The organism is Stenotrophomonas sp. YJH_SMC_73, from assembly GCF_059370155.1.
In genome coordinates this window covers 197,825-224,040 of sequence record NZ_JCAFTJ010000002.1, presented here as the reverse complement: position 1 = coordinate 224,040, position 26,216 = coordinate 197,825, and the positions used below count along the sequence as shown (strand labels likewise).

At 66.7% G+C, this 26,216-nt stretch carries 21 protein-coding genes; 14 read left to right on the top strand and 7 right to left on the bottom strand.

Annotated elements, in window-relative coordinates; genetic code table 11:
* Positions 1-369: 369 nt before the first annotated feature.
* The 10 genes from AC5P8R_RS04245 to AC5P8R_RS04200 all read left to right on the top strand — a co-directional run bounded on the left by AC5P8R_RS04245 (position 370) and on the right by AC5P8R_RS04200 (position 14,243).
* Complete coding sequence (locus tag AC5P8R_RS04245) at positions 370-669, top strand: YciI family protein (protein ID WP_014037825.1); 300 nt, start codon at positions 370-372, stop codon at positions 667-669.
* Positions 666-941 carry a BolA family protein gene (locus AC5P8R_RS04240; RefSeq protein ID WP_014647753.1) on the top strand — a complete coding sequence of 92 codons (276 nt, stop codon included), beginning with the start codon at positions 666-668 and terminating at the stop codon, positions 939-941. Before AC5P8R_RS04245 ends, AC5P8R_RS04240 begins: the two co-directional genes overlap by 4 nt.
* A 148-nt stretch (positions 942-1,089) precedes the next feature.
* Entirely contained in the window at positions 1,090-2,127 is a 1,038-nt protein-coding gene (locus AC5P8R_RS04235; RefSeq protein WP_049442422.1) for a LacI family DNA-binding transcriptional regulator, read from the top strand.
* 77 nt (positions 2,128-2,204) lie between these two features.
* Positions 2,205-5,285, top strand: a complete 3,081-nt coding sequence (locus AC5P8R_RS04230) for a TonB-dependent receptor (protein ID WP_046431674.1) — start codon at positions 2,205-2,207, stop codon at positions 5,283-5,285.
* A gap of 243 nt (positions 5,286-5,528) precedes the next feature.
* Positions 5,529-7,133 carry a glucoamylase family protein gene (locus AC5P8R_RS04225; RefSeq protein ID WP_014647750.1) on the top strand — a complete coding sequence of 535 codons (1,605 nt, stop codon included), beginning with the start codon at positions 5,529-5,531 and terminating at the stop codon, positions 7,131-7,133.
* Positions 7,134-7,137: 4 nt separating this feature from the next.
* A complete protein-coding gene (locus AC5P8R_RS04220) occupies positions 7,138-8,478 on the top strand; it encodes a sugar ABC transporter substrate-binding protein (protein ID WP_495223024.1) in 1,341 nt (446 codons plus the stop codon).
* Positions 8,475-9,356, top strand: a complete 882-nt coding sequence (locus tag AC5P8R_RS04215) for a carbohydrate ABC transporter permease (RefSeq protein WP_005410323.1) — start codon at positions 8,475-8,477, stop codon at positions 9,354-9,356. The genes AC5P8R_RS04220 and AC5P8R_RS04215 overlap by 4 nt, the downstream gene beginning before the upstream one ends.
* A complete protein-coding gene (locus tag AC5P8R_RS04210; protein ID WP_495223023.1) occupies positions 9,353-10,189 on the top strand; it encodes a carbohydrate ABC transporter permease in 837 nt (278 codons plus the stop codon). Before AC5P8R_RS04215 ends, AC5P8R_RS04210 begins: the two co-directional genes overlap by 4 nt.
* Positions 10,186-13,353 carry a discoidin domain-containing protein gene (locus AC5P8R_RS04205; protein ID WP_495223022.1) on the top strand — a complete coding sequence of 1,056 codons (3,168 nt, stop codon included), beginning with the start codon at positions 10,186-10,188 and terminating at the stop codon, positions 13,351-13,353. The genes AC5P8R_RS04210 and AC5P8R_RS04205 overlap by 4 nt, the downstream gene beginning before the upstream one ends.
* A 2-nt stretch (positions 13,354-13,355) precedes the next feature.
* Complete coding sequence (locus tag AC5P8R_RS04200) at positions 13,356-14,243, top strand: endonuclease/exonuclease/phosphatase family protein (RefSeq protein WP_495223021.1); 888 nt, start codon at positions 13,356-13,358, stop codon at positions 14,241-14,243.
* Between the two features lie 169 nt (positions 14,244-14,412).
* Here AC5P8R_RS04200 and rne read toward each other — a convergent pair whose 3' ends face one another.
* The gene (gene rne / locus AC5P8R_RS04195; protein ID WP_495223020.1) at positions 14,413-17,664 is read right to left on the bottom strand and encodes a ribonuclease E; all 3,252 of its coding nucleotides are present in this window, start codon (positions 17,662-17,664) and stop codon (positions 14,413-14,415) included.
* Between the two features lie 407 nt (positions 17,665-18,071).
* On the opposite strand from rne, the gene AC5P8R_RS04190 reads away from it, so the two are divergent.
* Complete coding sequence (locus AC5P8R_RS04190) at positions 18,072-19,046, top strand: RluA family pseudouridine synthase (protein WP_169411715.1); 975 nt, start codon at positions 18,072-18,074, stop codon at positions 19,044-19,046.
* 102 nt (positions 19,047-19,148) lie between these two features.
* Here the strand turns inward: AC5P8R_RS04190 and zupT are convergent, their stop codons facing one another.
* From zupT to AC5P8R_RS04175, 3 genes are all read right to left on the bottom strand, one after another.
* Positions 19,149-19,958 carry a zinc transporter ZupT gene (gene zupT / locus AC5P8R_RS04185; RefSeq protein ID WP_014647743.1) on the bottom strand — a complete coding sequence of 270 codons (810 nt, stop codon included), beginning with the start codon at positions 19,956-19,958 and terminating at the stop codon, positions 19,149-19,151.
* A gap of 98 nt (positions 19,959-20,056) precedes the next feature.
* Complete coding sequence (locus AC5P8R_RS04180; RefSeq protein WP_014647742.1) at positions 20,057-20,473, bottom strand: energy transducer TonB; 417 nt, start codon at positions 20,471-20,473, stop codon at positions 20,057-20,059.
* Complete coding sequence (locus tag AC5P8R_RS04175) at positions 20,470-20,820, bottom strand: 4a-hydroxytetrahydrobiopterin dehydratase (RefSeq protein WP_014647741.1); 351 nt, start codon at positions 20,818-20,820, stop codon at positions 20,470-20,472. The genes AC5P8R_RS04180 and AC5P8R_RS04175 overlap by 4 nt, the downstream gene beginning before the upstream one ends.
* 90 nt (positions 20,821-20,910) lie before the next feature.
* Here AC5P8R_RS04175 and AC5P8R_RS04170 point away from each other — a divergent pair, with 90 nt between their 5' ends.
* Both AC5P8R_RS04170 and AC5P8R_RS04165 read left to right on the top strand, forming a co-directional pair.
* A complete protein-coding gene (locus tag AC5P8R_RS04170; RefSeq protein ID WP_014037813.1) occupies positions 20,911-21,510 on the top strand; it encodes an NfuA family Fe-S biogenesis protein in 600 nt (199 codons plus the stop codon).
* Positions 21,511-21,520: 10 nt separating this feature from the next.
* Entirely contained in the window at positions 21,521-23,281 is a 1,761-nt protein-coding gene (locus tag AC5P8R_RS04165) for a hypothetical protein (RefSeq protein WP_495223019.1), read from the top strand.
* Positions 23,282-23,409: 128 nt separating this feature from the next.
* Here the strand turns inward: AC5P8R_RS04165 and AC5P8R_RS04160 are convergent, their stop codons facing one another.
* Complete coding sequence (locus AC5P8R_RS04160) at positions 23,410-23,823, bottom strand: barstar family protein (protein ID WP_053495370.1); 414 nt, start codon at positions 23,821-23,823, stop codon at positions 23,410-23,412.
* Positions 23,823-24,275 (bottom strand): guanyl-specific ribonuclease, encoded by a 453-nt coding sequence (locus AC5P8R_RS04155; RefSeq protein WP_041863621.1) that lies wholly within the window; start codon positions 24,273-24,275, stop codon positions 23,823-23,825. The genes AC5P8R_RS04160 and AC5P8R_RS04155 overlap by 1 nt, the downstream gene beginning before the upstream one ends.
* A 219-nt stretch (positions 24,276-24,494) precedes the next feature.
* Between AC5P8R_RS04155 and AC5P8R_RS04150 the strand changes: the two genes are divergently transcribed.
* On the top strand, positions 24,495-25,106 hold the full coding sequence (locus AC5P8R_RS04150; RefSeq protein WP_005410310.1) for a superoxide dismutase: 612 nt from the start codon (positions 24,495-24,497) through the stop codon (positions 25,104-25,106).
* Between the two features lie 131 nt (positions 25,107-25,237).
* Here the strand turns inward: AC5P8R_RS04150 and AC5P8R_RS04145 are convergent, their stop codons facing one another.
* Complete coding sequence (locus AC5P8R_RS04145) at positions 25,238-26,086, bottom strand: endonuclease/exonuclease/phosphatase family protein (RefSeq protein ID WP_495223018.1); 849 nt, start codon at positions 26,084-26,086, stop codon at positions 25,238-25,240.
* Between the last annotated feature and the right edge of the window lie 130 nt (positions 26,087-26,216).

Sequence of the window (26,216 nt, the reverse complement as noted above, 5' to 3'; positions counted from 1 at the left end):
GAGATCAGGATTGCAACGGACCAGTCGCGGCACCGGGTTCGCCGGGCCAACGCCACGGAGCCCCAAGGCGCCAGACACGCCGGGATCGGCGCGATTCCACACATATCAAACAGCGGGACGCGCCGCGGTAAACGGCAGCGACAGAACTACGGGGAGGTCGTCTACGTGGCCCGGCCGGGTGGTCCGGTTTGAAGCAGCGGGGCGGTCGTCGGGGGCTGCGTTGGCCGCAAAAACCGACGGGCCGCTGCATCCAGCCACGTGCAATGGAGTCTAGGGTAAGCCTTTGCCGCGCCAGTGTCCAGCCGGACCGGGGCGGGGGCTGCATTGGCTAGAATCTGCGGACCCGACAACGCAAGCGAGGAAATGCCGGTGTGGTATGTGATCGAAGGGTATGACGGCCAGGATGTGCTGGCGCAGCGGCTGCAGGCGCGGCCGGAACACCTGGCGCGGCTGCACGCGCTGCGCGACGAGGGGCGCCTGCTGCTGGCCGGCCCGTGCCCGGCGGTGGACAGTGAAGACCCGGGCCCGGCCGGTTTCAGCGGCTCGGTGGTGATCGCGCAGTTCGAGTCGTTGCCGCAGGCCCAGGCCTGGGCCGATGCCGACCCGTACGTGGCTGCCGGCGTCTACACCCGCGTGCAGGTACGCCCGTTCCGCAAGGTCCTGCCGTGAACGCGGAACGGATCGAGCGGATCCGTGATGCGCTGCAGCAGGCGCTGGCACCCAGCGTGCTCGAGATCGAGGATGACAGCCATCGCCATGCCGGCCATGCCGGCGCGCGCGACGGGCGCGGCCATTTCAACGTCCATGTGGTGAGTGAACGCTTCGCCGGACTGGCTCCGTTGGCCCGGCATCGCGCGGTCTATGCCGCGCTGGGGTCGATGATGGACACCGATATCCACGCGCTGTCCATCCGCGCACATACCCCGTCAGAACAGGGCTGAGCCCTTGTCCCGCACTGTCCTGGCGGGTCCGCAAGGGCCTGGCCACGGACAGGTTTTCATGTCCATTTCGGGACATTCGCCTAACGGACTGTTTACAAGCCCAGATGGAAACGCTTACATTCCGCGCCAATGCTGGTAGGTCCAAGCCGTGGAGGGCGGCTTCGTGAACAAGGCAGCTATCACAATCAAAGACGTCGCACGCGAAGCCCGGGTCTCCGTGGCCACGGTTTCCCGCGCGCTCAACGGGCATGAAAATGTCGCCGAACCGGTCCGCCAGCTTGTGCTGGAGGTGGCCGCACGGCTGCGTTACACCCCGCATGCCGCCGCCCGCAGCCTGAGCAGCCGCCGCACCAATACGGTGGGCGTGGTGCTGCCTGACCTGTACGGCGAATTCTTCTCCGAACTGATGCGCGGCATCGACGGCGTGGCCCGCAACCGCCGCCAGCACCTGCTGGTGTCCAGCTACCACGGCGACCAGGAACAGCAGGGCGCCGCCCTGCGTGCCATGCGCGGCCGCGTCGACGGCCTGCTGGTGCTCTCGCCCTATGCCGAGAGCCCAGGCTTCCTGACCGACAACCTGCCGCAGTCGCTGCCGACGGTGTTGATCAACACCTATCTGCCCGGGCAGGACCATCCGGTGCTCAGCATCGACGACCACGCCGGTGCGATGGCGATGACCCGCCATCTGCTGGACGCCGGCCACCGCCGCATTGCCTTCATTTCTGGCCCGGACCTCAACTTCGACGCGCGCGAGCGCCTGCGCGGCTTCCGTGACGCGCTGGTAGCGTTTGGCAGTGACGCCGAGGGCATCGAGCTGCCCGGTGATTTCGACGAAGCTTCCGGCCATCGCGCCGGTCAGGAGTTGCTGGCAGCCGGAGCGCTGCCCGATGCCGTGTTCGCCGCCAACGACATGATGGCCCTGGGCTGCCTGTATGCGTTCACGCAGGCTGGTGTCCGTGTGCCGGCCGATGTTGCCCTGGCAGGTTTCGATGACATTCCACTGGCGCGTTTCGTCCACCCGTCGCTGACCACCATGCAGGTCAGCATCGCCGAGCTCGGCGACCGGGCCATGACGCGTCTGATGCAGTTGATGGACGGCACCTCCACGGATGGGACAGGGGACAAGCAGACCCTGGTTCCCCGCTTGATAGTTCGCGATTCCACCACTCCGCCATCCGGCCATTGAAGCCAGAGGCGTTCCTTCTTTTTTTGACTGATCGCAGGGACCGCGCAAGCGGTTACCGCCACCCGGAGATTGAGTTGATGATGCATACCACCTTCCGCATGCCGGCGCGCCGGCTGCTGAGCACCGCACTGGTCAGCTGCCTGATGCTGGCCGCCGCCCCCAACGTCATGGCGCAGTCGGCCAACGCCAGCCTGCGCGGCCAGGTTGCCGGCGCCCAGGCAGGTACCGAAGTGACCGCCACCAACGTGGCTACCGGTACCGTCCGCCGTGGCACCATCCGCGCCGACGGCAGCTACTCGCTGATGGGCCTGGACCCGGGTACCTATGACGTGGTCGCCAACGGCCAGACCCAGAAGGTCACCGTCACCGTGGCCTCGACCGCGACGCTGAACTTTGCCGGTGCCGCCAGCAGCACCCCCGGTTCGACCGCGGCCACCAACCTGGACACCGTCAACGTCGTCGCGCCGACCCTGCTGCAGGAAGTGCGCACCTCCGAAGTCGGCAAGACCGTCAGCCTGCAGCAGATCCAGACCACCCCGCAGGTGTCGCGCAACTTCCTGGAGTTCGCCGACGCGGTGCCGGGCATGATCTTCACCCGTGACGCCAAGGGCAACACCTCGCTGCGCGGCGGTGCGACCAACGCCGACGGCACCAACGTGTACATTGACGGTGTGGGCCAGAAGAGCTACGTCAAGGGCGGCGGCGTGGCCGGCCAGTCCGGCAGCGCAGGCAACCCGTTCCCGCAGCTCGCCATCGGTGAATACAAGGTCATCAGCGGCAACTACAAGGCCGAGTACGGCCAGGTGTCCAGCGCCGCGATCACCGCTGCGACCAAGTCGGGTACAAACGAGTTCAAGGGCGAGACCTTCTATCGTTACACCAACGACAGTATGCGTGCGATGACCCCGGCCGAACGCCAGCCGGGAAAGAGCAAGGAAGAATCGGCGGAGAAGGAATACGGCTTCGCGCTGGGCGGCCCGATCATCAAGGACAAGGCCCACTTCTTCGTGACCTACGAAGCCAAGCGTTTCGATCTGCCAGTGACCATTGCCCCGAATGGCGCGGTCACCAGTGCTGCCTCGCAGCTGCCGGCGGCGGCCGCCGCCGGCCTGGGCCCGGCCAGCCAGCCGTTCAAGCAGGACCTGATCTTCGCCAAGATCGACGTCGAGCCGACCGACAACGACCGCATCGAGTTCACAGTCCAGGATCGTGACGAGAATCAGCAGCAGTTCAGTGACCAGACCTCCAAGGAGCATGGCAAGGTCACTGACAACACAGACCGTCGTTTCGCGCTGCGCTGGAATCACAGCGGTGAGCGCTTCTACAACGAGCTGATGGTCACCCACGAGAAGTCGTTCAACAACCCGCTGCCGCTGACCCTGGGCAACGGCTACGTGTACACCGCGCCGGACGGCCGTGACATCGACGGCAACACCCCGCAGGAACGCACCATTGTGGAAATCGGTGGTGCCAGCGCCTTCGCCTCGCAGGTGAAGGGCCAGAAGGGCTGGTCGATCGAAGACAACCTGACCCTGGACGGCTTGGAGTGGGCTGGCGACCACACCATCAAGATGGGCGCCAAGTACAAGAAGATCAATCTGTACGCCTCCGACGCGCAGCAGATCAACCCGCAGTTCTACTACACCGTGGGCAACCCGGAATTTGGCATTGATACGCCGTACAAGGCGCAGTTCACCAAGCCGATTACTGGTGTCAGTGGCGTGTTGCCGGAAGTACGCTCGAAGACCACGCAGATTGGCTTGTTCATTCAGGACGATTGGCAGGTCAACGACCACCTGCAGTTGAACCTTGGCCTGCGTTGGGACTACGAGAAGAACCCGACCTACCTGGACTTCGTGACCCCGCCGGAAGTGGTCAGCGCGCTCAATGCGCAGGATCCGCATGGCCCGGCCGGGCAGAGCTACGCGCAGACGCTCGCGTTGAGCGGCCTGAACATCAACGACTACATCAGCAACGGCCACAACCGCAAGGCATTCAAGGATGCCTGGCAGCCGCGGCTGGGCTTCTCGTATGACATCAATGCCGACGAGCAGCATGTGATCCATGGTGGCGCCGGTCGTTCCTACGACCGTGATCTTTTCGACTACCTGGCGTTGGAAACCACCAAGCTGGCCCTGCCGCAGCCGACCGTGTACTTCCGCGACCCGCGCAGCGGAGCCTGCCTGTACGGGCAGAACCCGTGCTTCGATTGGAACCCGAACCTGCTCAATGGCATCGGCAACGTGCAGGCCCTGCTGGGCAGTACCAGCAACGAAGGCCTGGAAGTGGACCTGCTCAACAACAACTTGAAGGTGCCCTACGCGGACCAGTTCAGCCTGGGCATGAGCAACCAGATTGGGGAGTGGCTGACCGACGCCACCATCTCGCGCACGCTGACCTATGATGGCTTCGCCTACACCTTGGGCAATCGCTTCCGCAACGGCAACTTCTTCGACAACCAGATGCTGTGTGGTGCCGAAAAGCCAACCTACGGCCAACCGTGGGGTTGCAACATCCCCGGCTTCGGCAGCCTGATCATTGGCCAGCAGGGCATCAAGACCCGCGCTACCCAGATCCTCCTGTCTGCGCAGAAGCCGTACACCAAGGAAAGTGGCTGGGGTACCTCGATCGCCTATACCTGGACCACTGCGCGCCACAACCGCAACATCGACGAGCACTACTCGTTCGATCGCGGCACCATCGGCGAATACCCATACATCAAGTCCAACGGCGCGCCGCGCCACCGTCTGGTGGTCACGGGCTCCTACGATGGCTTCTGGGGCATCACCTTCGGTGGCAAGCTGACCTTGGCCACCCCGGTGGCGGGCAACGACTGGTCCTGCGTGGCACAGGCCGGCAACCCGAACTGCCTGCCGACCCCGGCCGCCGGCTACCCGGGGGGCAACGGCCGCTTCCTGCTCGGCGGCAAGATCTTCGGCTACCGGTCGCTTGACCTGCAGGCGACCAAGACCTTCAAGCTGGCCGGCGATACCGAGTTGTATGCGCGTATCGACATCATCAACGTGCTCAACTTCGACAACTTCTCCAACCTGAACTACGTGAAGAGCGACGGCAAGCTGCTGGTGAGCTACAACGAGACCGGCGACATCGTCGGTACGCCGCGCCAGGTCAAGGCCGAAGTGGGCTTCCGCTTCTAAGCCCGGGCGGTGATGCATGACCCGATGCCGCCGGCTCGCTGGCGGCATCGGTGAAAACGGCAATGGCCGGCCCCGTGCCGGTCCATTGCCCACGCCGCTGCCGGCCAGGGGGCAGCGGCGTGGGCAATGATCGCGGTGTCAGGCCACGTTTTTCGTGGTTTTTTAAGCACACACCTTGTAAACGATTTCAGATCATTGGACGGTATGCTTTCCCATCGATCAGACCACCGGAGGAACCGCGCCATGCAGGCACGCCATCTGTTGTCCGCCGCAGCGCTGAGCCTGGCCGTGGCCGCCTGCCAGCCGGCCCAGCAGGAACCTGCCAAACCGCGCCCGCCGGTGATCCTGATCGAGGCCGATGCACCGCCTCGGCCCATGAAGCCTGAGCTGCCGCCGCTGTTCGATGACATCGAGCGCCGCACCTTCCAGTTCTTCTGGGACACCACCAACGAGGTCAACGGGCTGACCCCGGACCGCTACCCATCGCGGCCGTTCGCCAGCATCGCCTCGGTCGGCTTCGCGCTGACCGCCTATCCGATCGGCATCGAGAACGGCTGGGTCAGCCGCAACCAGGCGATCGACCGCACGCTGACCACGCTGAAGTTCTTCCGCGACGTGCCGATGGGCCCGCAGCGCACCGGCAAGGCCGGTTACAAGGGCTTCTACTACCACTTCCTGGACATGCAGGAAGGCCGTCGCTACGACAGCTGGGTCGAGCTGTCATCGGTGGATACCGCGCTGCTGATGATGGGCGTGCTGTTCGCGCAGTCGTACTACGACGGTGATGATCCGCGCGAGAAGGAAATCCGCCAGATCGCCGATACGTTGTACAAGAAGGTCGACTGGCCGTGGCTGCAGCAGCGTGCACCGCTGATCTCGATGGGCTGGTTCCCGGAGAGCGGTTTCATCGACCACGACTGGATGGGCTACAACGAGGCGATGATGGTGTACATCCTCGCCCTGGGCTCGCCGACGCACCCGGTCAGCCCGGACGCGTGGACGGTGTGGACGCGTACCTACGACAACGACTGGGGCGTCTACCAGGGCCAGGAATACCTGTCCTTCGGCCCGCTGTTCGGCCACCAGTACAGCCACGTCTGGATCGACTTCCGCGACATCCAGGACGCTTACATGCGCGAGCGCGGCAGCACCTATTTCCTCAACAGCCGGTCGGCCGCGCTGGCCCAGCGCGAATATGCCATCGCCAACCCGATGCAGTGGAAGGAGTATGGCGAGAACGTGTGGGGCCTGACCGCCAGCGATGGTCCGCAGAACACCACGCAGGAGTACCGCGGCGAGCAGCGCCAGTTCCGCCACTACTCCTCGCGCGGCGCCGGCCTGCGCGAGAACTTTGATGACGGCACCATCGCCCCGACCGCTGCGATCGCCTCGGTGGTGTTCGCCCCCGAGCAGGTGATCCCGGCCACGCTGGAGATGCACAAGCGCTTTGGCGACTACATCTATTCCAGCTACGGCTTCCTGGATTCGTTCAACCCCAGCTTCAACTACGACATCCCGATCAAGACCGGTCGTCTGGTTCCCGATCGCGGCTGGGTCGCCAGCGACTACATCGCCATCGACCAGGGCCCGATCCTGACCATGATCGCCAACTACCGCGATGACTTCGTCTGGGAAGTGATGAAGAAGAACCCGTACATCCGCAAGGGCCTGGAGCGGGCCGGGTTCAGTGGCGGCTGGCTGGCGCCGGAAGGGTCGTTCCAGCCGCTGGAACTGCAGAAAGACGAAAAGGCCGCGGCAGCACGCGCGGTGGGTATCGCCGAATCACGCGCGGCTGCCGCGCAGGAACAGAAGAACAATGCCAACCGCACCACAGGCCAGGGCAAGTAGCCCGATGCCGAACTGGATCGACCGCCTGCGCCGCTGGGCGCTGCCTGCCCTGGCCGCGTTGGCCGTGGCCGGCTGCGCCCGTACCGAACCGGGCACCACCACCGTGCGCTTCTGGGCGATGGGCCGCGAAGCCGAGGTGGTCAGCGAGCTGATCCACGAATTCGAGGCCGAAAACCCCGGCATCAAGGTGGATGTGCAGAACATCCCGTGGACCGCCGCGCATGAGAAGCTGCTGACCGCGTTCGCCGCCGATGGACTGCCGGACGTGTGCCAGCTTGGCAACACCTGGGTGCCGGAGTTCGCCGAACTCGACGCGCTGACCCCGCTGCAGCCGTTCGTGCAGCGCTCCACCGTGGTCGACCCGAAGGACTACTTCCAGGGCATCTGGGATACCAACGTGATCCACGGCGGGCTGGTCGGCGTGCCGTGGTACGTCGATACGCGCCTGATCTACTACCGCAAGGACCTGCTGGTCAAGGCCGGCTACGACCACCCGCCGCGTACGTGGCAGGAATGGGAAGAGCAGATGGCGGCGATCAAGCGCATGCAGGGCCCGAGCCGCTACGCGGTGCTGATGCCGATCAACGAGTTCGAGCAGCAGCTGTCGCTGGCCTTGCAGCAGCCCGACCCGCTGCTGCGTGACGACGACACCCGGGGCAATTTCTCCAGCCCGGGGTTCCGCCGCACGCTGGGCTTCTACGCCAACATGTTCGAGCAGGGCTGGGCGCCGAAGATGTCCGAGACGCAGATCTCCAATGTCTGGGACGAATTCTTCCGCGGCTTCAACGTGTTCTACATCTCCGGCCCCTGGAACATCCGCGAGTTCAAGAAGCTGCAGCCGAAGGAACTGGAAGGGCAGTGGGGCACCGCCGCGCTGCCGGGGCCGGACGGTCCGGGCGCGGGCATCGCCGGTGGTACCAGCCTGGTGATCTTCCGCAAGTCGCAGCAGAAGGAGGCGTCCTGGAAGCTGATCGAATTCCTGTCGCGGCCGGAAATCCAGGCACGCTTCCATTCGATCATTGGCGACCTGCCGCCGCGCCGCAGTGCGTGGAACACGCCGTCGCTGGCCAATGACCCGCTGGCGGCCGCGTTCCGCGATCAGCTGGAGCGGGTCAGGCCGACGCCGAAGGTGCTCGAATGGGAGCGCATCGTGCAGGAAATGCGCATCGTCACCGAGAAGGTGGTGCGCGGTGGCCTGCCGCAGGACAAGGCCGTGGAAGAGCTGGACCAGCGCGTGGACAAGGTGCTGGCCAAGCGCCGCTGGATGCATGAACAACAACGCCTGCAGGAGCGCGCGCCGTCGCCGCAATCGAGCAGCGCCGTGGCCGCCGGGAGCGCGCAATGAAACGTACTTCGCTGGCCGGCTGGATCTTCGCCGGCCCCTCGCTGATCGTGCTGGGCGTGTTCTTCGGCCTGCCGGTCGCCTCGGCGCTTGCACTGAGCGTGACCGACTTCGACCTCTATGCACTGGCCGATAGCAGCAACCTGCGCTTCGTCGGCCTGGGCAACTACATCGACCTGCTGCAGACGCCGATGTTCTGGAAGTCGCTGTGGAACACCACCTACTTCGTGCTGATCGGCGTGCCGTTGTCGATCGGCGTGTCGTTGGGCGCGGCGATGCTGCTCAATGCACCGGCCGCGCGCTTCAAGGCCCTGTTCCGCACGGCACTGTTCGCGCCGGTGGTGACCACGCTGGTGGCGGTGGCGGTGATCTGGCGCTACCTGTTCCATACCAGCTATGGCCTGGTGAACTACGGCCTGGGCCATCTGGGCATCAGCCCGATCGACTGGCTGGGTGATCCCAACTGGGCGATGCCGACCATCATGCTGTTCGCGGTGTGGAAGAACTTCGGCTACAACATGGTGATCTTCCTGGCCGGCCTGCAGGCGATCCCGCATGACCTGTACGAAGCGGCGCGCATCGATGGTGCCTCGCGCTGGAAGCAGTTCCTGCACATCACCCTGCCGATGCTCGGCCCGGTGCTGCTGGTGGTCGGGGTGATTACCGTGTCCGGCTACTTCCAGCTGTTCGCCGAACCCTACGTGATGACCCGCGGCGACCCACTGCAGAGCACCGTCAGCGTGCTGTATTTCATGTTCGAGGAAGGCTTCAAGTGGTGGAACCTGGGACGCGCCTCCGCCGTGGCGTTCCTGCTGTTCCTGATCATCCTGGCGGTGACCACCGTGATGCTGCGTTTCGGCCGCAAGAGGCAGTTGGTATGAGTCGTGAAATCGGCCAGTCGCGCTGGTACCCGTGGATGATCAATGGTGCGTTGCTGGTGCTGGCCCTGGTCAGCCTGGCACCGCTGCTGTGGATGGTCTCGGTCTCGTTCATGCCGCAGGGCGAGGCCAGCCATTTCCCGCCGCCGCTGCTGCCTTCGAGCATCACCACGCACAACTACCATGAACTGTTCGCGCGCACCGGCATGGGCGGCAATTTTGCCAACAGCCTGCTGGTGTCGCTGGGCATCACGATCGGCTCGCTGCTGCTCAACACCATGGCCGGTTACGCTTTCGCCAAGCTCAACTTCGTCGGCCGCGAGCGCCTGTTCCAGGTACTGATGGCGGCGCTGGTGATTCCAGCGCAGGTGGCGATGCTGCCACTGTTCCTGCTGATGAAGCAGCTGGAGCTGGTCAACAGCTTCGGCGGCGTGATCGTGCCGGCGCTGGCCAGCGTGTTCGGCATCTTCCTGGTACGCCAGTACGCACGTTCGATCCCGGACGAACTGCTGGAAGCGGCGCGCATCGACGGGGCAGGGGAGCTGCGCATCTTCTTCCAGATCGTGCTGCCGATGCTCAAGCCGGTGCTGGTGACCCTGGCGATCTTCACCTTCATGGGCGCATGGAACGATTTCATGTGGCCGCTGATCGTGTTGACCGACCAGGAGCACTACACTTTGCCGGTGGCGCTGGCCACCCTCTCGCGCGAACACATCATGGACGTGGAAATGATGATGGCTGGCGCGGTGGTCACCGTGGTTCCGGTGCTGGCGCTGTTCCTGGTGCTGCAGCGGTACTACATCCAAGGTCTGTTGCTGGGGAGCGTCAAGGGATGAAGCGAGCGATCGCCGTTGGACTGGGACTGTTGTGGACCTCCCTGGCGATCGCCGCACCACCGGCACTGCCGGCGCCGAAGGTGCTGGACGACTTCGACGATATCGGCGCCTGGAAACTGGTGCTGTCCGACCAGGTCAGTGGTTCGCTGCGGCCGGTCAGCGGCGCCGGCGGCGGCCGTGCCCTGTGCCTGGACTATGATTTCCACAAGGTCTCCGGCTACGTCGGCATCCGCCGCGCGCTGAACATCGACTACCCGGTCAACTACCGTTTCGGCTTCCAGCTGCGTGGTGATTCGCCGGCCAACGACCTGCAGTTCAAGCTGATCGATGCCAGCGGCGACAACGTCTGGTGGGTCAACCGCCCGGGCTACAGCTTCCCCAAGGCGTGGACACCGGTCGAATACCGGCGTCGCCAGATCGACAAGGCGTGGGGGCCGTCGCCCGAGAAGGAGATGGCGCGCAGCGCCGCGGTCGAGTTCACGATCTACAGCAAGGTCGGTGGCCGCGGCACGGTGTGCTTCGACAAGCTGACCCTGCAGGGCCTGCCACCGCAGGATGATTCGGCACTGGTGCCATCGGTCATCGCCGATACCGCCACCGCGCTGCAGGACCGCATGATCGATGGCAAGGGCGATACGTTCTGGATCAGCGGCGGGGTCAAGCAGCAGACCATCAGCCTGGACCTGCACAAGAGCCGCGAGATCGGCGGTGCGGTGATCGACTGGCTGCCGAACCTGGAAGCCAATCGTTACACCGTGCGGACGTCCGAAGATGGCCGGGACTGGCGCACTGTGCGCGAGGTGACCGGCGGTGCGGGTGGCCGCGACTGGCTGGCGCTGCCGGACACCGACGCACGCTACGTGCGTTTCGATCTGCTCGATGGCCCGAACTGGCGCTATGGCATCCGTGACATCACGCTCAAGCCGCTGGCGTTCGCCGCCACGCCGAACGCCTTCCTGTCCTCGGTGGCGGCCGACCTGCCGCGCGGTTCGCTGCCGCGTGCGTATGTGGGCGAACAGCCGTACTGGACCCTGCTCGGCCTCGATGGCGGCCAGGAACAGGCGCTGATCAGCGAGGACGGTGCGCTGGAGCCGGCCAAGGGCAGCTTCAGCATCGAGCCGTTCATCCGCCTCGACGGCAAGCTGCTGGACTGGTCGAAGGTGGCCACTACCCAGTCGCTGCAGGACCACTATCTTCCGATCGCCAACGTCGACTGGGTGCACGAGAAGGCCGGCCTGGCGGTGACCAGCTTCGTGCAGGGCACGCCGGAGCGCGCGCAGTTGATCGGCCGCTACCGGCTGAGCAATCCGGACAAGGTGGCGCACGAGTACACCCTGGCGCTGGCGATCCGCCCCTGGCAGGTCAACCCGCCGACCCAGTTCCTCAACACCGTCGGCGGCTTCAGCCGCATCGATGCGCTGGACGTGGGCGAACAGCTGGTACGCATCAACGGCGAGCCGCGCATCTATCCACTGCAGGTGCCCGATGCCCGTTTCGCCAGCACGTTCGATGGCAAGCTCGATGCGATGCATCTTGCGTCCGGAAAGTATCCGGCCACTACGGCAGTGAAGGACAGTACCGGCATGGCGTCCGGTGCGCTGCTGTATACGATCAAGCTGGAACCCGGGCAGAGCCGCGAAGTGGCAGTGGTGCTGCCGCAGACCGGGAGCTGGGCGCCGCAGGCGCTGGACGTGGCCAAGGCGCAGGCGCAGGTGGCCGAACAGTGGCGGCACGCGCTGGGCGTGGTCTCGCTGCAGGTGCCGGCGGCAGGCCAGGCCCTGGTCGACACCCTGCGCACCGCCGTGGCGCACATGCTGATCTCGCGGGTCGGCCCGCGCCTGCAGCCGGGCACGCGCTCGTACGCGCGCAGCTGGATCCGCGACGGCGCGATGATTTCCGAAGGCCTGCTGCGCATGGGGCGCAGCGATGCCGTGCGTGACTACATCAACTGGTATGCGCCTTACCAGTTCGAGAACGGCAAGGTGCCGTGCTGTGTCGATGCGCGCGGCAGCGACCCGGTGCCGGAGAATGACAGCCACGGTGAGCTGATCTACAGCATCGCCGAATATGGGCGCTATACCGGCAACAGCACCTTCGCCGAGCTGATGTGGCCGCACGTGCAGGGCGCCTACAGCTACATGGAGCAGCTGCGTGCCAGCGAGCGTACCGAAGAGAACCGTGCGCGCAATCCGGCGTTCTACGGGATGATGCCGGCCTCGATCAGCCACGAAGGCTATTCGGCCAAGCCGATGCATTCGTACTGGGATAATTTCTGGGCGTTGCGCGGCTACAAGGACGCAGCATCGCTGGCGGCCCAGCTGGGCAAGGTCGAAGCGATGCAGATCGCCGAGTCGCGTGACCAGTTCCGTGATGACCTGCAGGCGTCACTGCTGTCGGCGATGCAGCAGCACAACATCGACTACCTGCCGGGCTCGGCCGAGCTGGGCGATTTCGACGCGACCTCGACCACCATCGCGCTGGCGCCGGGCGGCGAGCAGGGCCGGCTGCCGCAGCAGGCGTTGGAGGCGACCTTCGAGCGCTACTGGAAGGAATTCGTGGCCCGCCGCGATGGCAAGCGCGAGTGGAAGGACTACACGCCGTACGAATGGCGCAACGTGGCCGCCTTCGTTCGCCTGGGCTGGCGCGATCGCGCCTGGCAGGCGACCGAGTTCTTCTTCAAGGACCGTGCGCCGCAGGCCTGGAACCAGTGGGCCGAAGTGGTCTCGCGCACGCCGCGCAAGCCGTTCTTCGTCGGTGACCTGCCGCATGCCTGGGTCGCCTCGGACTTCGTGCGCTCGGCCCTGGACATGTTCGCCTACAGTCGTGACATGGACGATGCGCTGGTGTTGGCCGCCGGCATCCCGACGGCCTGGCTGCAGGGCGAGGGCATCGCCGTGCAGGGCCTTCGCACGCCGCAGGGCCAGCTCAATTACCGCCTGCAGCGCAGCGACAAGCAGCTGGTGCTGGAGGTGCAGCCGGGCCTGGTGCCACCGGTCGGTGGCGTGGTGTTGCCGTGGCCGTACGCCGGTGATCCGGGCGAGGCGACCATCAACGGCGAAGCGGCCGAATGGATCAACAAGGAACTGCACGTGCACCAGCTGCCGGCACGGGTCGAGATCGATGTACCGGGCGCGGTGCGCCGCGCCGAGCGCAAGGGGCAGTAACGATGAAGCAACAAGGGGAGGGAGCGCGTGCGACGGTGCGCGCCCTGGGGCTGGCCATTGCATTGGCATTGCCCGGGCTGACGCTGGCGGCGGTGCCGCAGGTCGCATCGCCAGCGGTGGACATCGCCAGCGCGCCAGGCATGAGCATGGTCACCTTCAACCTCCATCATGACCGCGAAGACTGGCCAAGCCGCCGCCGTACCATCCTGGCCGAACTCAAGCGCCTGCAGCCCGATGCCATCGCGCTGCAGGAGGTGATCCAGCGCCGCAACGTGCGCAACCAGGCGCAGTGGCTGGCCAGCCAACTCGGCTACAAGTACGTATTCGTGTCCACCGATCCGGTGGGTGCGCCGAAGCGTTACGGCAATGCGTTGTTGACCCGGCGGCCGATCCTCGCCCAGGGGGACCATCTGCTGCTGCCATTGGACGACTACCGCACGGTGGCCCACCTGCGCATCGACGTCGACGGCACGCCGGTGAACGTCTACGCCACGCATCTCAACGAGCGCAACGACGAGAGTGGTCAGCGCATCCGCCGTACCCAGGTCGAGGACCTGCTGCGCTTCATCACCGCTACCTCGGCCGGCGCGCCGGTGGTGATCGCGGGCGACTTCAATGCGCTGGTGGACGCAGGTGACCTGAGCGAGCTGCGCAGCCATTACGGCGAAAGCTATGGCAGCGTGCACGTCAACACCGACCTGGCCGGGGTCAGCACCTTGAACCGGCACTATTACCAGGCACCTTCGCGTATCGACCACATCTTCTTCCAGCAGGACCGGATGGTCGCGCGCGAAGCGAAGCTCCTGTTCGACCAGCCCGATGACAGCGGTCGCTGGGCCTCGGACCACTACGGCGTGTGGACCCGGTTGCAGTTCGCGCCGACGCGCTGATGTCCTGGTAGGTGCCAACCTTGGTTGGCACGGACGTATCCGCGTTCGCTCGAACAACGGCGCCAACCAAGGTTGGCCTCTACCAGAGCGCTGCACGCGCCCGGCGCACAAACAGAAACGGCGGGGATCATCGATCCCCGCCGTTCCTTTTCACGCGACCAGATCGCGATCAGTTCGCCGGCGGTGTGCGCTTGGCGGCGTCTTCGTCTTCTTCGTCGGCCTTGGCTTCGGCCGCCTGGGCGGCGGCATCGGTGTGACCATCGGCGACCGGATCGATCGACGGCGTCACCACCGCATCGGCGACCGGGGCCGCAGCTTCCACCGGTGCGGCTTCAACTGCCACCGGAGCGACGGGCTGTTCGGCGACCGGTGCGGTCTCGACAACCGGCTTGGCTTCAACCGCGGGAGCGGCCTCCACCACCGGGGCGGCCTCAACGGCCAGCGGCTCGGCTTCGACCGCCGGAGCGGCTTCAGCGATTTCTGGCTTCGATTCCACGACCGGCTTCACTTCGACCACCGGAGTGGCTTCAACGGCCGGGGCAGCCTCAACCACGACCGGCTTGGCTTCGACCGCCGGTGCTACAGCCACCACCGGCTGGGCCGGGGTCGCCGCGTCGATGGCATCGAGCATGCTGGTCTGCACCGGCGAAGATGCCGGTTCGGCCTTGGCCACGGTATTGATCGGGGCCTGTACCTCGGCCACCACCGGTGCAGCGGCATCGACCACGGTGCTGCTCACCACCGCGACCGGCGCGGCGACAACAGCGGCGGCGGCACGGACCGGCTTTCCGGATTCGGCAGCGGTCGGTTCGACTTCGTCATCGAAATCGAATTCCGGTTGCGGACGGGCCGGCTGCGCGGCCGCGACCGGAGTGGTCCCGGCGACGCTGTCGTTGCTCTGCTCGGCGACATCAGCGGCATCGGTGTCATCACTGTCGTCCGCGTCGTCCTGATCATCGCCCAGGCCATCGCTGCCGGCAGCGTTCTCGGCGCCACCACGACGGCGGCGACGGCCACCACGACGGCCACGGCGGCGGCGGGTCGCGCCTTCACCGGCCTGCTCGCCGTTGGCGTCGACAGCAGCCTCTTCACCGGTCACGGCAATCGCCTCGGCCTCGTTGCCGGCGTTGGCAGTGGTGTCGGCCGGTGCAGTGGCTTCCGCCGGAGCGGAGGCGGCCGGCGCAACCGGCGCCACCGGCGCAGTGGCTTCCTGAGCGGTCACCCCATTGGCGGCGACCGCCGTGGCGGCCACGGCGGCAGCCGCGGTCACGGCCTCGGCCGGTGCCTCGGCGGTGCTGCGCTGCGGCTTCTCGGCCGGCTTGTCACCGTCCTGCGGCTGGCGCGGCTGCTTGGGCTGCTTCAGCTTCGGCTGCTGCTGGTTCTGGTTCTGGCCCTGCTGCTCGTTGCGCGGCTTGTTCTGCTGATGCGGCTGCTGGCCGTCCTTCTGCTGCGGCTCCTTCTGCCTGCCCTGCTGCGGCTGCTGCTGGGCATTGCCGTTGTTGCCGTTGCGGCCGTCCTTGCGCTGCTCACCGCGCTCCTTGCGGTTGCCGCCATCCTTCTGCTGCTGAGCGTTGCCGTTGCCACGGTTGTCGTCGCGGCGATCCTTGCGGTCCTTGTTGCGATCCTTGTTGCGGTCCTTGCGGCCGCCGTCCTGCTGCTGGCGGGCAACAGGAGCCGCCGGTGCCGGCGCCGGCGCCGGTTCGCCACCGAACACGCGCTTGAGCCAACCGATCACGCCGCCGCTCGGGGCCGCTGCAACCGGCGCTGCCACGACCGGGGCCGGTGCCGCTGCGGCCGGCTCCACTTCCTCGCGCACCGGGGCAGGGGAGGTGTGCTTGACCTGGGTCACCGCCGGCGGCGGGATGTTCAGCTGGCCCTTGGTCAGGGCATGCACCGGCAGCTTGCGCGGGGTACCGCGCTGGTAACTGGGCTTGTTGCTCTCTTCACCCAGCTCGTTCTCGCGCAGGCGGGTGACGGTGTAGTGCGGGGTGTGCAGCTGCTCGTCGGCGACGATCACGATCGGCGCCTCGTGGCGCTGCTCGATCTCGCGCAGGGCACTGCGCTTTTCGTTCAGCAGGTAATTGGCGATCTCCACCGGCGCCTGGACCAGCACCTGCCCGGTGTTTTCCTTCATCGCATGCTCTTCGGCAACGCGGATGATCGACAGCGACAGCGACTCAACGCTGCGCATGCGGCCGTGGCCGTCGCAACGCGGGCAGACGATCTGGCTGGATTCACCCAGGCTCGGGCGCAGGCGCTGGCGGCTCATTTCCAGCAGGCCGAAGCGCGAGATGCGGCCAACCTGGACGCGCGCACGGTCGTACTTCAGCGCGTTGGCCAGGCGGTTCTCGACCTCGCGCTGGTGCTTGTTGGAGGCCATGTCGATGAAGTCGATCACCACCAGGCCGCCCAGGTCGCGCAGGCGCAGCTGGCGGGCCACTTCCTCGGCCGCTTCCAGGTTGGTCTGGAACGCGGTGTCCTCGATGTCGCTGCCCTTGGTGGCGCGCGAGGAATTGACGTCGACCGCGGTCAGCGCTTCGGTCTGGTCGACCACGATCGAGCCGCCCGACGGCAGGCGCACGTTGCGCTCGTAGGCGCCCTCGATTTGCGACTCGATCTGGAAGCGGTTGAACAGCGGGATGTCGTCCTTGTAATGCTTGAGCTTGCGCAGGGTCTGCGGCATCACCTGCTGCATGAACTCGCGGGCGTGCTCGTACATCTCCTCGGTGTCCACCAGGATCTCGCCGATGTCGGCGCGCAGGTAGTCACGCAGGGCGCGCACGATCAGGCGCGATTCCTGGTAGATCAGGAACGGAGCCGGCTTGCTCAGTGCGGCTTCGGCGATGGCGCGCCAGACATTGAGCAGGTAGTCCAGGTCCCACTGCAGCTCTTCCGCATCGCGGCCGACGCCGGCGGTACGGATGATCACGCCCATGTCGTCGGGAATGTTCAGCTTGTCCAGGGCGTCCTTCAGCGCGGCCCGGTCTTCGCCCTCGATGCGACGGGAAACGCCGCCGGCGCTGGGCGAGTTCGGCATCAGCACCATGTAGCGGCCGGCCAGCGAGATGAACGTGGTCAGGGCGGCGCCCTTGTTGCCACGCTCTTCCTTGTCGACCTGGACGACGATCTCCTGGCCTTCCTTCAGCAGCTCGCGGATGCCGGCCTTGTTGTGGTCGACACCGGCCTGGAAGTAGTCGCGGGAGATTTCCTTCAGCGGCAGGAAGCCATGGCGGCCACCGCCGTACTCGACGAAGGCGGCTTCCAGCGAGGGCTCGATGCGGAAGATCCGGCCCTTGTAGATGTTGGACTTCTTCTGTTCCTTCGACGGCTGTTCGATGTCGATGTCATACAACGACTGGCCATCCACGATGGCAACACGCAGCTCTTCAGCCTGCGTGGCGTTGATCAGCATTCGCTTCATTGTTGCGTTCCTCGCAAGCGGCTACCGCGCGGAACGCCATGGGGTTTCGCCTCTGGACACGGTTCGCCGCCCATTCGCGCAAGCGCGGGGAGGGCGGCTTGGGTTTCCAGCGCTACGACACCACGGCAGGCCGCGGGAGCGCTTCACTCTTATGGGTTTTGGGGTGTTACAGGCCGCAGGCAGCTGTCAGCCAGGCTGGAGCGCCACGCGGGACATGTTCAGCACGGTTGCGTGTCAGGCATCCGGCGATGGCCGGGAAGGCCGGTGAGCCGCTAACATGGCCGCCCCGCGGGCGGTGGTCGCGCACTGTGCCGGATTCGTCGGAAGCTGGGCTTCTGGCCCTGAGTAACTTCCAACGAAATCAATCCCTTATCTCGCCCCCCGAGTGTAACAGAATAAACAGCCTGATGACCGCCCAAGACCCCACCAAACCCGCTGGCGACAAGCCTTCCGTGCGCATGATCACCGTTCCCGCCGACCGCGCCGGCCAGCGCCTGGACAACTTCCTGCTCGGCCAGCTGAAGGGCGCCCCGCGCAGCCTGGTCTACAAGCTGGTGCGCAGTGGCCAGGTTCGGGTGAACGGTGGCCGCGCCAAGGCCGAACGCAAGCTCGAGGCCGGTGACGAGGTGCGCGTGCCGCCGGTCCGTCTCACTGAGGAAGGAGACAAGGCCGGTCCGCCGGAGGCGTTCATGCGCCGCCTGGAGCAGGCCATCGTCTTCGAGGACGCCCGCCTGCTGGCCCTGAACAAGCCGACCGGCGTGGCCAGCCACGGCGGCAGCGGCATCAGCTTCGGCGCCATCGAGACGCTGCGCGCGCTGCGCCCGGGGCAGACCCTGGAGCTGGTCCACCGGTTGGATCGCGACACCTCGGGCCTGCTGGTCGTGGCCAAGAAGCGCTCGGCGCTGAGCGAACTGCAGGCCTTGCTGCGTGAAGACCACGGCGCCGGCATCCGCAAGCGCTACCTGACCCTGCTGGCCGGGCGCATGCCCGACGGCGTGATGACGGTCGACGCCCCGCTGCACGTGGGCCTGCGCCAGGGCGGCGAGCGCCATGTGCAGGTCAATGCGATCGGCAAGGAATCGATCAGCCACTTCCGGGTGCTGGAACGCCGCGGTGGCCATTCGTACTGCGAAGTCCGCATCGAGACCGGCCGTACCCACCAGATCCGCGTGCACGCCCAGCATCTGGGGCATCCGGTGGCCGGTGACGACAAATACGGCGATCCAGCGGTCAACAAGCGGCTTCGTGAGCAGATCGGGCTGAAGCGCTTGTTCCTGCATGCGGCCTCGCTGGAGTTCGCGCTGGATGACGGCAAGAGCCCATACGTATTGAACGCGCCGCTGGCGGATGAGCTGGTCGAGGCGCTGGACCGGCTGAAGTAAGGATCTCCTGTAGCGTCGAGTCACGCTCGACTGCGCCTCGGTCGGGCCGCGCGGAAAGCCAGTCGAGCATGGCTGGACTCTACAGGGCGAGCCGGGAACCCCTCACCACTTGAACAGCACCAGGCTGATCGCCAGCGTGCCCATGCCGGCCACCAGTCCGTAAACCGTCTCGTGGCCCTTGGCATAGCGCTTGGCCGCCGGCAGCAGCTCATCCAGCGCCAGGAACACCATCACGCCGGCGATCAGGCCGAACACCCAGCCGAACGTGGCGTGCGACAGCGATCCTGACAGCAGCCAGTAGCCAAGCGCCGCGCCCACGGGCTCGGCCAGGCCGGACAGCAGGCTGGCACTGAACGCGTAGAACTTGTTCTGGGTGGCGAAGTACACCGGCACCGCGATCGCGATGCCCTCGGGAATGTTGTGGATGGCGATGGCGAAGGCCAGTGGCATGCCCACCGATGGGCTTTCCAGCGTGGCAAAGAAGGTCGCCAGCCCTTCCGGGAAATTGTGTGCGGTGATCGCAACCGAGGTCAGCAGCGCGACCCGCTTCAGGTACTCGCGGCTGTTCTCGCGGAACGCAGGGTCCTGTTTGTCCAGGCTGTCATGCGGATTGGGAATGAAGTGGTCGATCAGTACGATCACGATCACGCCCAGCAGGAAGGCCAGGGTGCCGTAGGTGAAGCCGGTGCGCTCGCCATACGCCAGTGCAAACGATGCAATGGACTTGTTGAGGATCTCCGACAGCGACACATAGACCATCGCGCCACCGGCAAAGGCCAGGCCGAACGCCAGCAGGCGCGGGCTGGGGCGGCGCGAGAAGAGCACCAGCAGGCTGCCGATCGCGGTGGCCAGGCCTGCGGCAAGCGTGACCGCCAGTGCGATCCAGATGTTTTCAGGGGGAATCTGCAGCATCAACCCACGCGATCCTGGTCAACAGACAGCCGCCCCGGGCGGGGCCGGGGCGGCGAGGGCGAGGCGGGCGTCGGCAGGCCCCGTCGGGGTGCGCGCGATCAGCCGCCGCGGCGCAGGCGTTCTTCGATGGCGAAGCACTGGTCCGGCTTCGGCTGTGGCGGGTTGAAGCTGACAGGAACCTGGATGGTGGCCGGCACCGGTTGGCCGTTACGGGTGGCGGCCTTGAACTGCCAGCCCTGCACGGCGGTCTTGGCCAGTTCGTCCAGCTGCGGGTTGCCGGCCCCGGTCAACAGCGCAACCTCGCTCGGCTTGCCGTCGGTGCCGATGGTCACCTTGAAGGTGCTGGTGCCACCCACGCCCATGCAGGCCAGTTCCAGCGGGTACTGCGGCGGCGGCGTCTTCACCGCGGCCACTTCGGTCGGCGGCGGCGGTGGCGGTGACGGCGGTTCGGACGCGCCACAGCCGGCCAGGCCGGTCGCAGCGATCAGGGACAGGCTCAGCAAACGTACGTTCATGGCAGTTGCTCCGTCAGGGCCGAAGTCTTGGCCGCGCAGATGAAGTCGTTCTCGCTCAGCCCGCCCACATCGTGGGTGGAGAAGCGCACGACCGCGCGGTCGTAGTGCACGCCCAGGTCCGGGTGGTGGTCCTCGCGGTGGGCGATCCAGGCCAGCGCGTTCACGAAGGCCATGGTGGCGTAGTAATCCTTGAAGCGGAAGGTACGCGACAGGGCCTGGTCACCCTCGCTCAGCTCCCAGCCGGGAACCTGCGGCAGCAGTTCGGCCAGGCGGGCCTCGCCGAGCTTGTGGTCGCTGCCTTTGCGCGGCACGCAACGGGCCTGGGCCAGTGGAATCAGGTCGGCCATGGGAATCTCCACCTCGTGTTGACTGAACAATGCGCCGGACGGTGTATAAACCGAATGAGCGGCTGACGCTTACTTGGCTAGAATAGCCTGATGATCCAGATCTCCGACACTGCCCAGACCCATTTCCGCAAGTTGATAGAACGCGAGGGCGTGCCCGGCATGGGCGTGCGCCTGAGCGCGGTCGACCCCGGTACGCCGCGCGCCGATGCCCGGCTGGAATTCGCCGAACCGACCGACCTGCTCGGTGACGAGTGGGCGGTGGACTGCGATGGTTTCACCCTCTATGTCGACGCCGGCAGCGTTGGCTGGCTCGATGGCGCCGAGATCGACATCGTCGCCGGCACCGCCGGTGCCCAGCAGCTGACCATCAAGGCGCCGCGCATCAAGGGCGAAGCGCCGGGTGATGCGGCCTCGCTGGTCGAACGCGTGCACTGGGTGGTGGAGAACGAAGTCAATCCGCAGCTGGCCTCGCATGGCGGCAAGGTGGCCGTGCAGGAAGTCTCGTCCGACGGCGTGGTGCTGCTGCGCTTCGGTGGTGGCTGCCAGGGCTGCGGCATGGCCGATGTGACGCTCAAGCAGGGCATCGAAAAAACCCTGATGGGCCGCGTGCCGGGCGTGACCGCCGTGCGTGACGCGACCGATCATGACAGCGGCCACGCGCCTTACATTCCGCGCGGCAACGTCGCCTGATCGCTGACGCGTGCCTCTGACCCGGGCCGAGCAACTCATTGATCTGCTGCTGGCGCGCCAGCAGCCCCGCGCCGTCCTCGAGAAGTCCACGCGCCTGCCCTATGGCTGGGCGCTGTGGCTGCGCTCGCTGGGGCCACTGCCGCGGCCGTTCCATGCCCGCGAGGTGATCGCAGTTTTCCTGCCGCGCCCGCTGCCGGGCCCGCCAGGCCAGTCGCCGCGGCTGTCGCCGTGGCAGGCACTGCGCCGACTGTTCTGGCAGGACTGGGACGCCGCGCCGCGCGACCAGCGCTGGATGCGCTGGACCTCGGCACTGGTCAGTGCACTGCTGCATCTGCTGTTCTTCGTGCTGTTGCTGTGGGTGGCGGTGATCCGTACCAGCGCGCCGGACGAAGAGGGCACCGAGGGCGAGCGCGTGCAGGTGGAGTTCGTCGGCCGCGCGTCGCAGGAAGGCGGTGGCGATCAGCCGGGCGCCGAAGCGGCTGCGGCTGCGGCGGCAGGTCGGGTTGCGCCGGGCCAGGAGGCGGGCGCTGCCTCGGCCCCTGCGCCGCGTCCGGTGGCTGCCGAAACCACCGCCTCATCCCCGGCATCCGCGCCGACCGCCAGCGTTCCACCACCGCCGGCCGACGCCGAGCCGGCGCCGGTGGCCGCGCCGCCGCCTTCGCCCGTCCAGGCCACCGAAGTGGCGCAGGCCAGCACGGATTTCGTGGTGCCGCCGGTCAGTGTGCCGCGCACCGAAATCAGCGTCGTACCGCGTGACAGCACACCCGCCGTGCGCGAGCGCAGCGTGCAGCCGGTGCAGGCGCCGCCGACACCAAGCCCGGTGCGTACCCCGGAACTGGCCGTGCGCACGCCGCAGGTGCGTGACATCCAGGTGCGCGAACGCGAAGTCAGTACGGTCGACGCGCCGGTCGCTCCCCAACTGCTGCGCAGCCCGGAAGTGCAGGTGCGCGTGCCGCAGCAGGACGTGCAGGTGCGCGAACGTGAAGTGCAGGCCGTGGCCGATCCGCAGGTGCGGATGGCGGCGGTGGCCGGGCGTGAGCCCGCCGTACGCGCGCCCACTGGCCGCGACGTGCAGGTGCGGGAACGTGAAGTGGCCTCGGCACCGGTGGCAGCGCCGGCATCCTCCAGTGGCAGTGCCACGGCGACGCCCGCGACTGCGGCCCAGGGCAGCGCGACGCAGGCGAGCAGCAGCGCGCGTCCGTCAGCATCCAGCAGCACACCCGCAAACGCGGGAGCGCGCCCGGCGCCTGATCCAGGCAACTGGGCGACGCCTGCCAAGGGCGATGACTGGGGGTCTTCCAGCCGCAACCGCGACGGCAGCAGCAACGGTACCCGCCAGGCCAGTACCGCCGGCAAGGGCAGCGGCCTGTTCAATGCCGATGGCAGCGTGCGCGTGCCTGGCCAGGAGGGCGATGGCCATGCCGCGCGCGGTGCGCCCGGCGGTGCCAACGACGGCTGGAGCAAGGAGCGCATTGCGCAGTCCGGCACCTGGCTGAAGCGCCCGCCGTACGACTACACGCCGACCTCGTTCGACAAGTACTGGGTGCCGCAGGAATCGCTGCTGGCCGAATGGGTGCGCAAGGGCGTCAAGGCGATGGAGATTCCATTGCCGGGCACCAACACAAGGATCTCCTGCGTCATTTCGATCCTGCAGGCCGGTGGCGGCTGTGGCCTGACCAACCCCAACATGCAGGACCAGCCGGCCGTGGCACGACCGCCGCCGGACATCCCGTTCAAGAAGGAACTGCAGGAAGACAATGGGAGCCGCTAAAGCTTCGGCCGCGCCCGATGCGCTGGCCGGCCCGCGCTTTGGTAGATGCCGACCTTGGTTGGCACAGAAGCGCCGACCAAGATCGGCCTCTGCCAAGGCGTCAGTGCATGCCGGCCAAGGCAGTGACCTTACGCGCTCTGCGACAGGAACACCCAGAACGGTACGTCGCGGCCGACCCAGTCACGGCTGGTCTCGTCCATCACGTCCAGCAGGGTGTCGAAGTCCTTCTGCGCACCGGCGCGCAGCGCGTCCACGTCGGCCAGGAACAGCGCGTAGCCATTGGCCGGCAGCCATTGCAGGTCGCGCAGGTTGTCCGACAGCGCATCCCAGTTGCCGCCGAAACCGGCCGGGAAATCCAGCTGTGCGGCCAAACGGGCGAGCAGGGTGCGCTTGTCCGCGACGCCCTCCAGATCGATGCGGATCACTTTCAGGCCGGCATCGCGCATCGCCGCGGCCAGTGCGCCGATGTCGTCGCTGTCGATGGCGTAGACGCCGGCGTTGTTGATGTCATGCAGGCCAAGGCCGAAATCATCGTGGCTCATCACTGCGCTCCCTGGGCCGGTACGGTGAAGCTGCGGAATGACGCGTAATGGTCGTCGGTGTAGTACCACGCTTCCGGCGGATCGCCGCCGGTGACGATGCGACGCGTGCCACGCGTACGCGCGCCAGGGGTGTCGACGGTGTATTCGCGGTAGTAGCCGCGCGCGCGCTGCGGCAGCTGCTGCTCGCGGTTGCCGAAGGTACTGCCGTCCTGGCGGTGCGGGAATGGACCGCCACGCTGGATCAGGGCGATGGTCGCGCGCGCTTCGGCGGGCAGGAACGCGGGAAGTCCGCTGTCCTTGCCGGGCGAGGCGGTGGCCGGCGCGCGCGCGACAGGCGTGCCCTGCAGGTCGGGCGCGAACTGCGGCGCTGGCGGCCTTTGCAGGAAATGGTTGGCGACCAGGCCGAGCAGCAGCAGGGCGATGGCGGTGATCAGCAGCCGGGGGTTGCGCATGGGCAGGGGCGGGCGAGGGTAGTACACGCACTGTAGCGCCTGTGCGCTGCACGGTGCATGAGGAGCGCGCTGCGTCACTGCTGCGTAACAATTGCCGTCGTGCTCACTGGCAGGACGCAATTTCCTTTACATCCCCCTTGGTAATCTGGCGGTCTGTCCCCATCATTCACCGCGCACCGCCCGACATCGTCGGGTGCCCTCGCAATCAGGAGATGCATCATGGCCTACACCCTGCCCAAGCTGTCCTACGCCTACGACGCGCTGGAACCGCATATCGATGCGGCGACGATGGAAATCCATCACACCAAGCATCACCAGACCTACATCAACAACGTCAACGCGGCGCTGGAAGGCACCGAGTACGCTGACCTGCCGGTCGAAGAGCTGGTGAAGAAGCTCAAGTCGCTGCCGGAGAACCTGCAGGGCCCGGTGCGCAACAACGGTGGTGGCCATGCCAACCACTCGCTGTTCTGGACCGTGATGGCCCCCAATGCCGGCGGCAACCCGGTGGGCGACGTGGCCAAGGCCATCGACAAGGACCTGGGCGGTTTCGACAAGTTCAAGGATGCCTTCACCAAGGCCGCGCTGACCCGTTTCGGCAGTGGCTGGGCGTGGCTGAGCGTGACCCCGGACAAGAAGGTCGTGGTCGAGAGCACCGGCAACCAGGACAGCCCGCTGATGGAAGGCAACACCCCCATCCTCGGCCTGGACGTGTGGGAACACGCGTACTACCTGAAGTACCAGAACCGCCGCCCGGAATACATCGGCGCGTTCTTCAACGTCATCGACTGGAACGAAGTCGAGCGCCGTTACCAGGAAGCGATCGCCTGATCGCGTGACGGGATGACGTGAGAAGGCCGGGGGAGACCCCGGCCTTTTCTGTTGCAGCAGTCGTTCGATAGTGCCGGCCGCAGGCCGGCAACCGTGCAGTACCGGGGGAGCCGGCCAGCGGCCGGCACTACCTATTCCGCAGTGGCCGTATCGCCCTGCAGGCGCAGGGTCGCCATCACACCCAGACGCAGGCCGGGCAGGTCGCCGTCGGCCGGCAGCAGGATCGGCTGCTGGCGGATGCCGCCGAAATGCTTGACCTGGAACAGCACATCCAGGCCGTGGCCGCTGCTGCCGCCCCCACTGGCCGCCGGCGCCTCGGCACGGCCGCCGGGATTGCGCCGGGCCGGCTGGAACCCCGGCGTGCTGCGCACCAGTTCCACCGTGCTGGCCGAGAAATCGCCGGCAATCAGGCTCGGCATGCCTTCGGCGGTGGCGCCGATCCAGGTCATCAGGTCGCTGGTCTGGTGCTGGCGGGCGCTGGCCTCGTCCGGGTCCGGGCGCAGCCGCGCCACATAGATGTTGACCAGCGCCTCGCCCAGCCTCAGCCGCATCATGCCGGCCGCGCTGAAGGTGCCGGGAGGATGCAGCAGGGTCACGCCGTCCTCGCTGACCGGCAGCCGGGTCAGCATGGCGTTGCCATACCGCAGCGGCTGGCTGGGCGGATCGGCGGTAACGAAGTCGCAGCTGTAGCGCAGCCGGCTGGCCAGCCAGCAGGCCGGGTTGCGGCCCTGCTGCTGCAGCACCTGCTGCACCGAGATCACGTCCGGCTGCAGCTCGGTCAGCAGCTGTGCGACCTGCTCGCGGCGCTGCTTCCATTGCGCGTCATCGCGGCTGGGCAGCTCCAGCGCGGCGACCGTCAGCTGCCTGGGGTCGCTCTCGCTGGCAACGGCGGGCGGCGCCTGTGGTCGTGCCTGCGCCTGCAACGCCAGCAACAGCGCAAGGCAGCTGAGCAGGAGGCGGGCGTGGGCGAGGGGGCGCATAACGATAAGTTTACGCTTTTGTCGTGCAGGTGCCGTGACTTCCGGCAGGGCCTGCACTGCCTGCCATGGATTGGCACCGTTGTCATGCAGCCCTGCAGCGTGCTTCGCAAGCCCCGGTTCCGGTAACCTT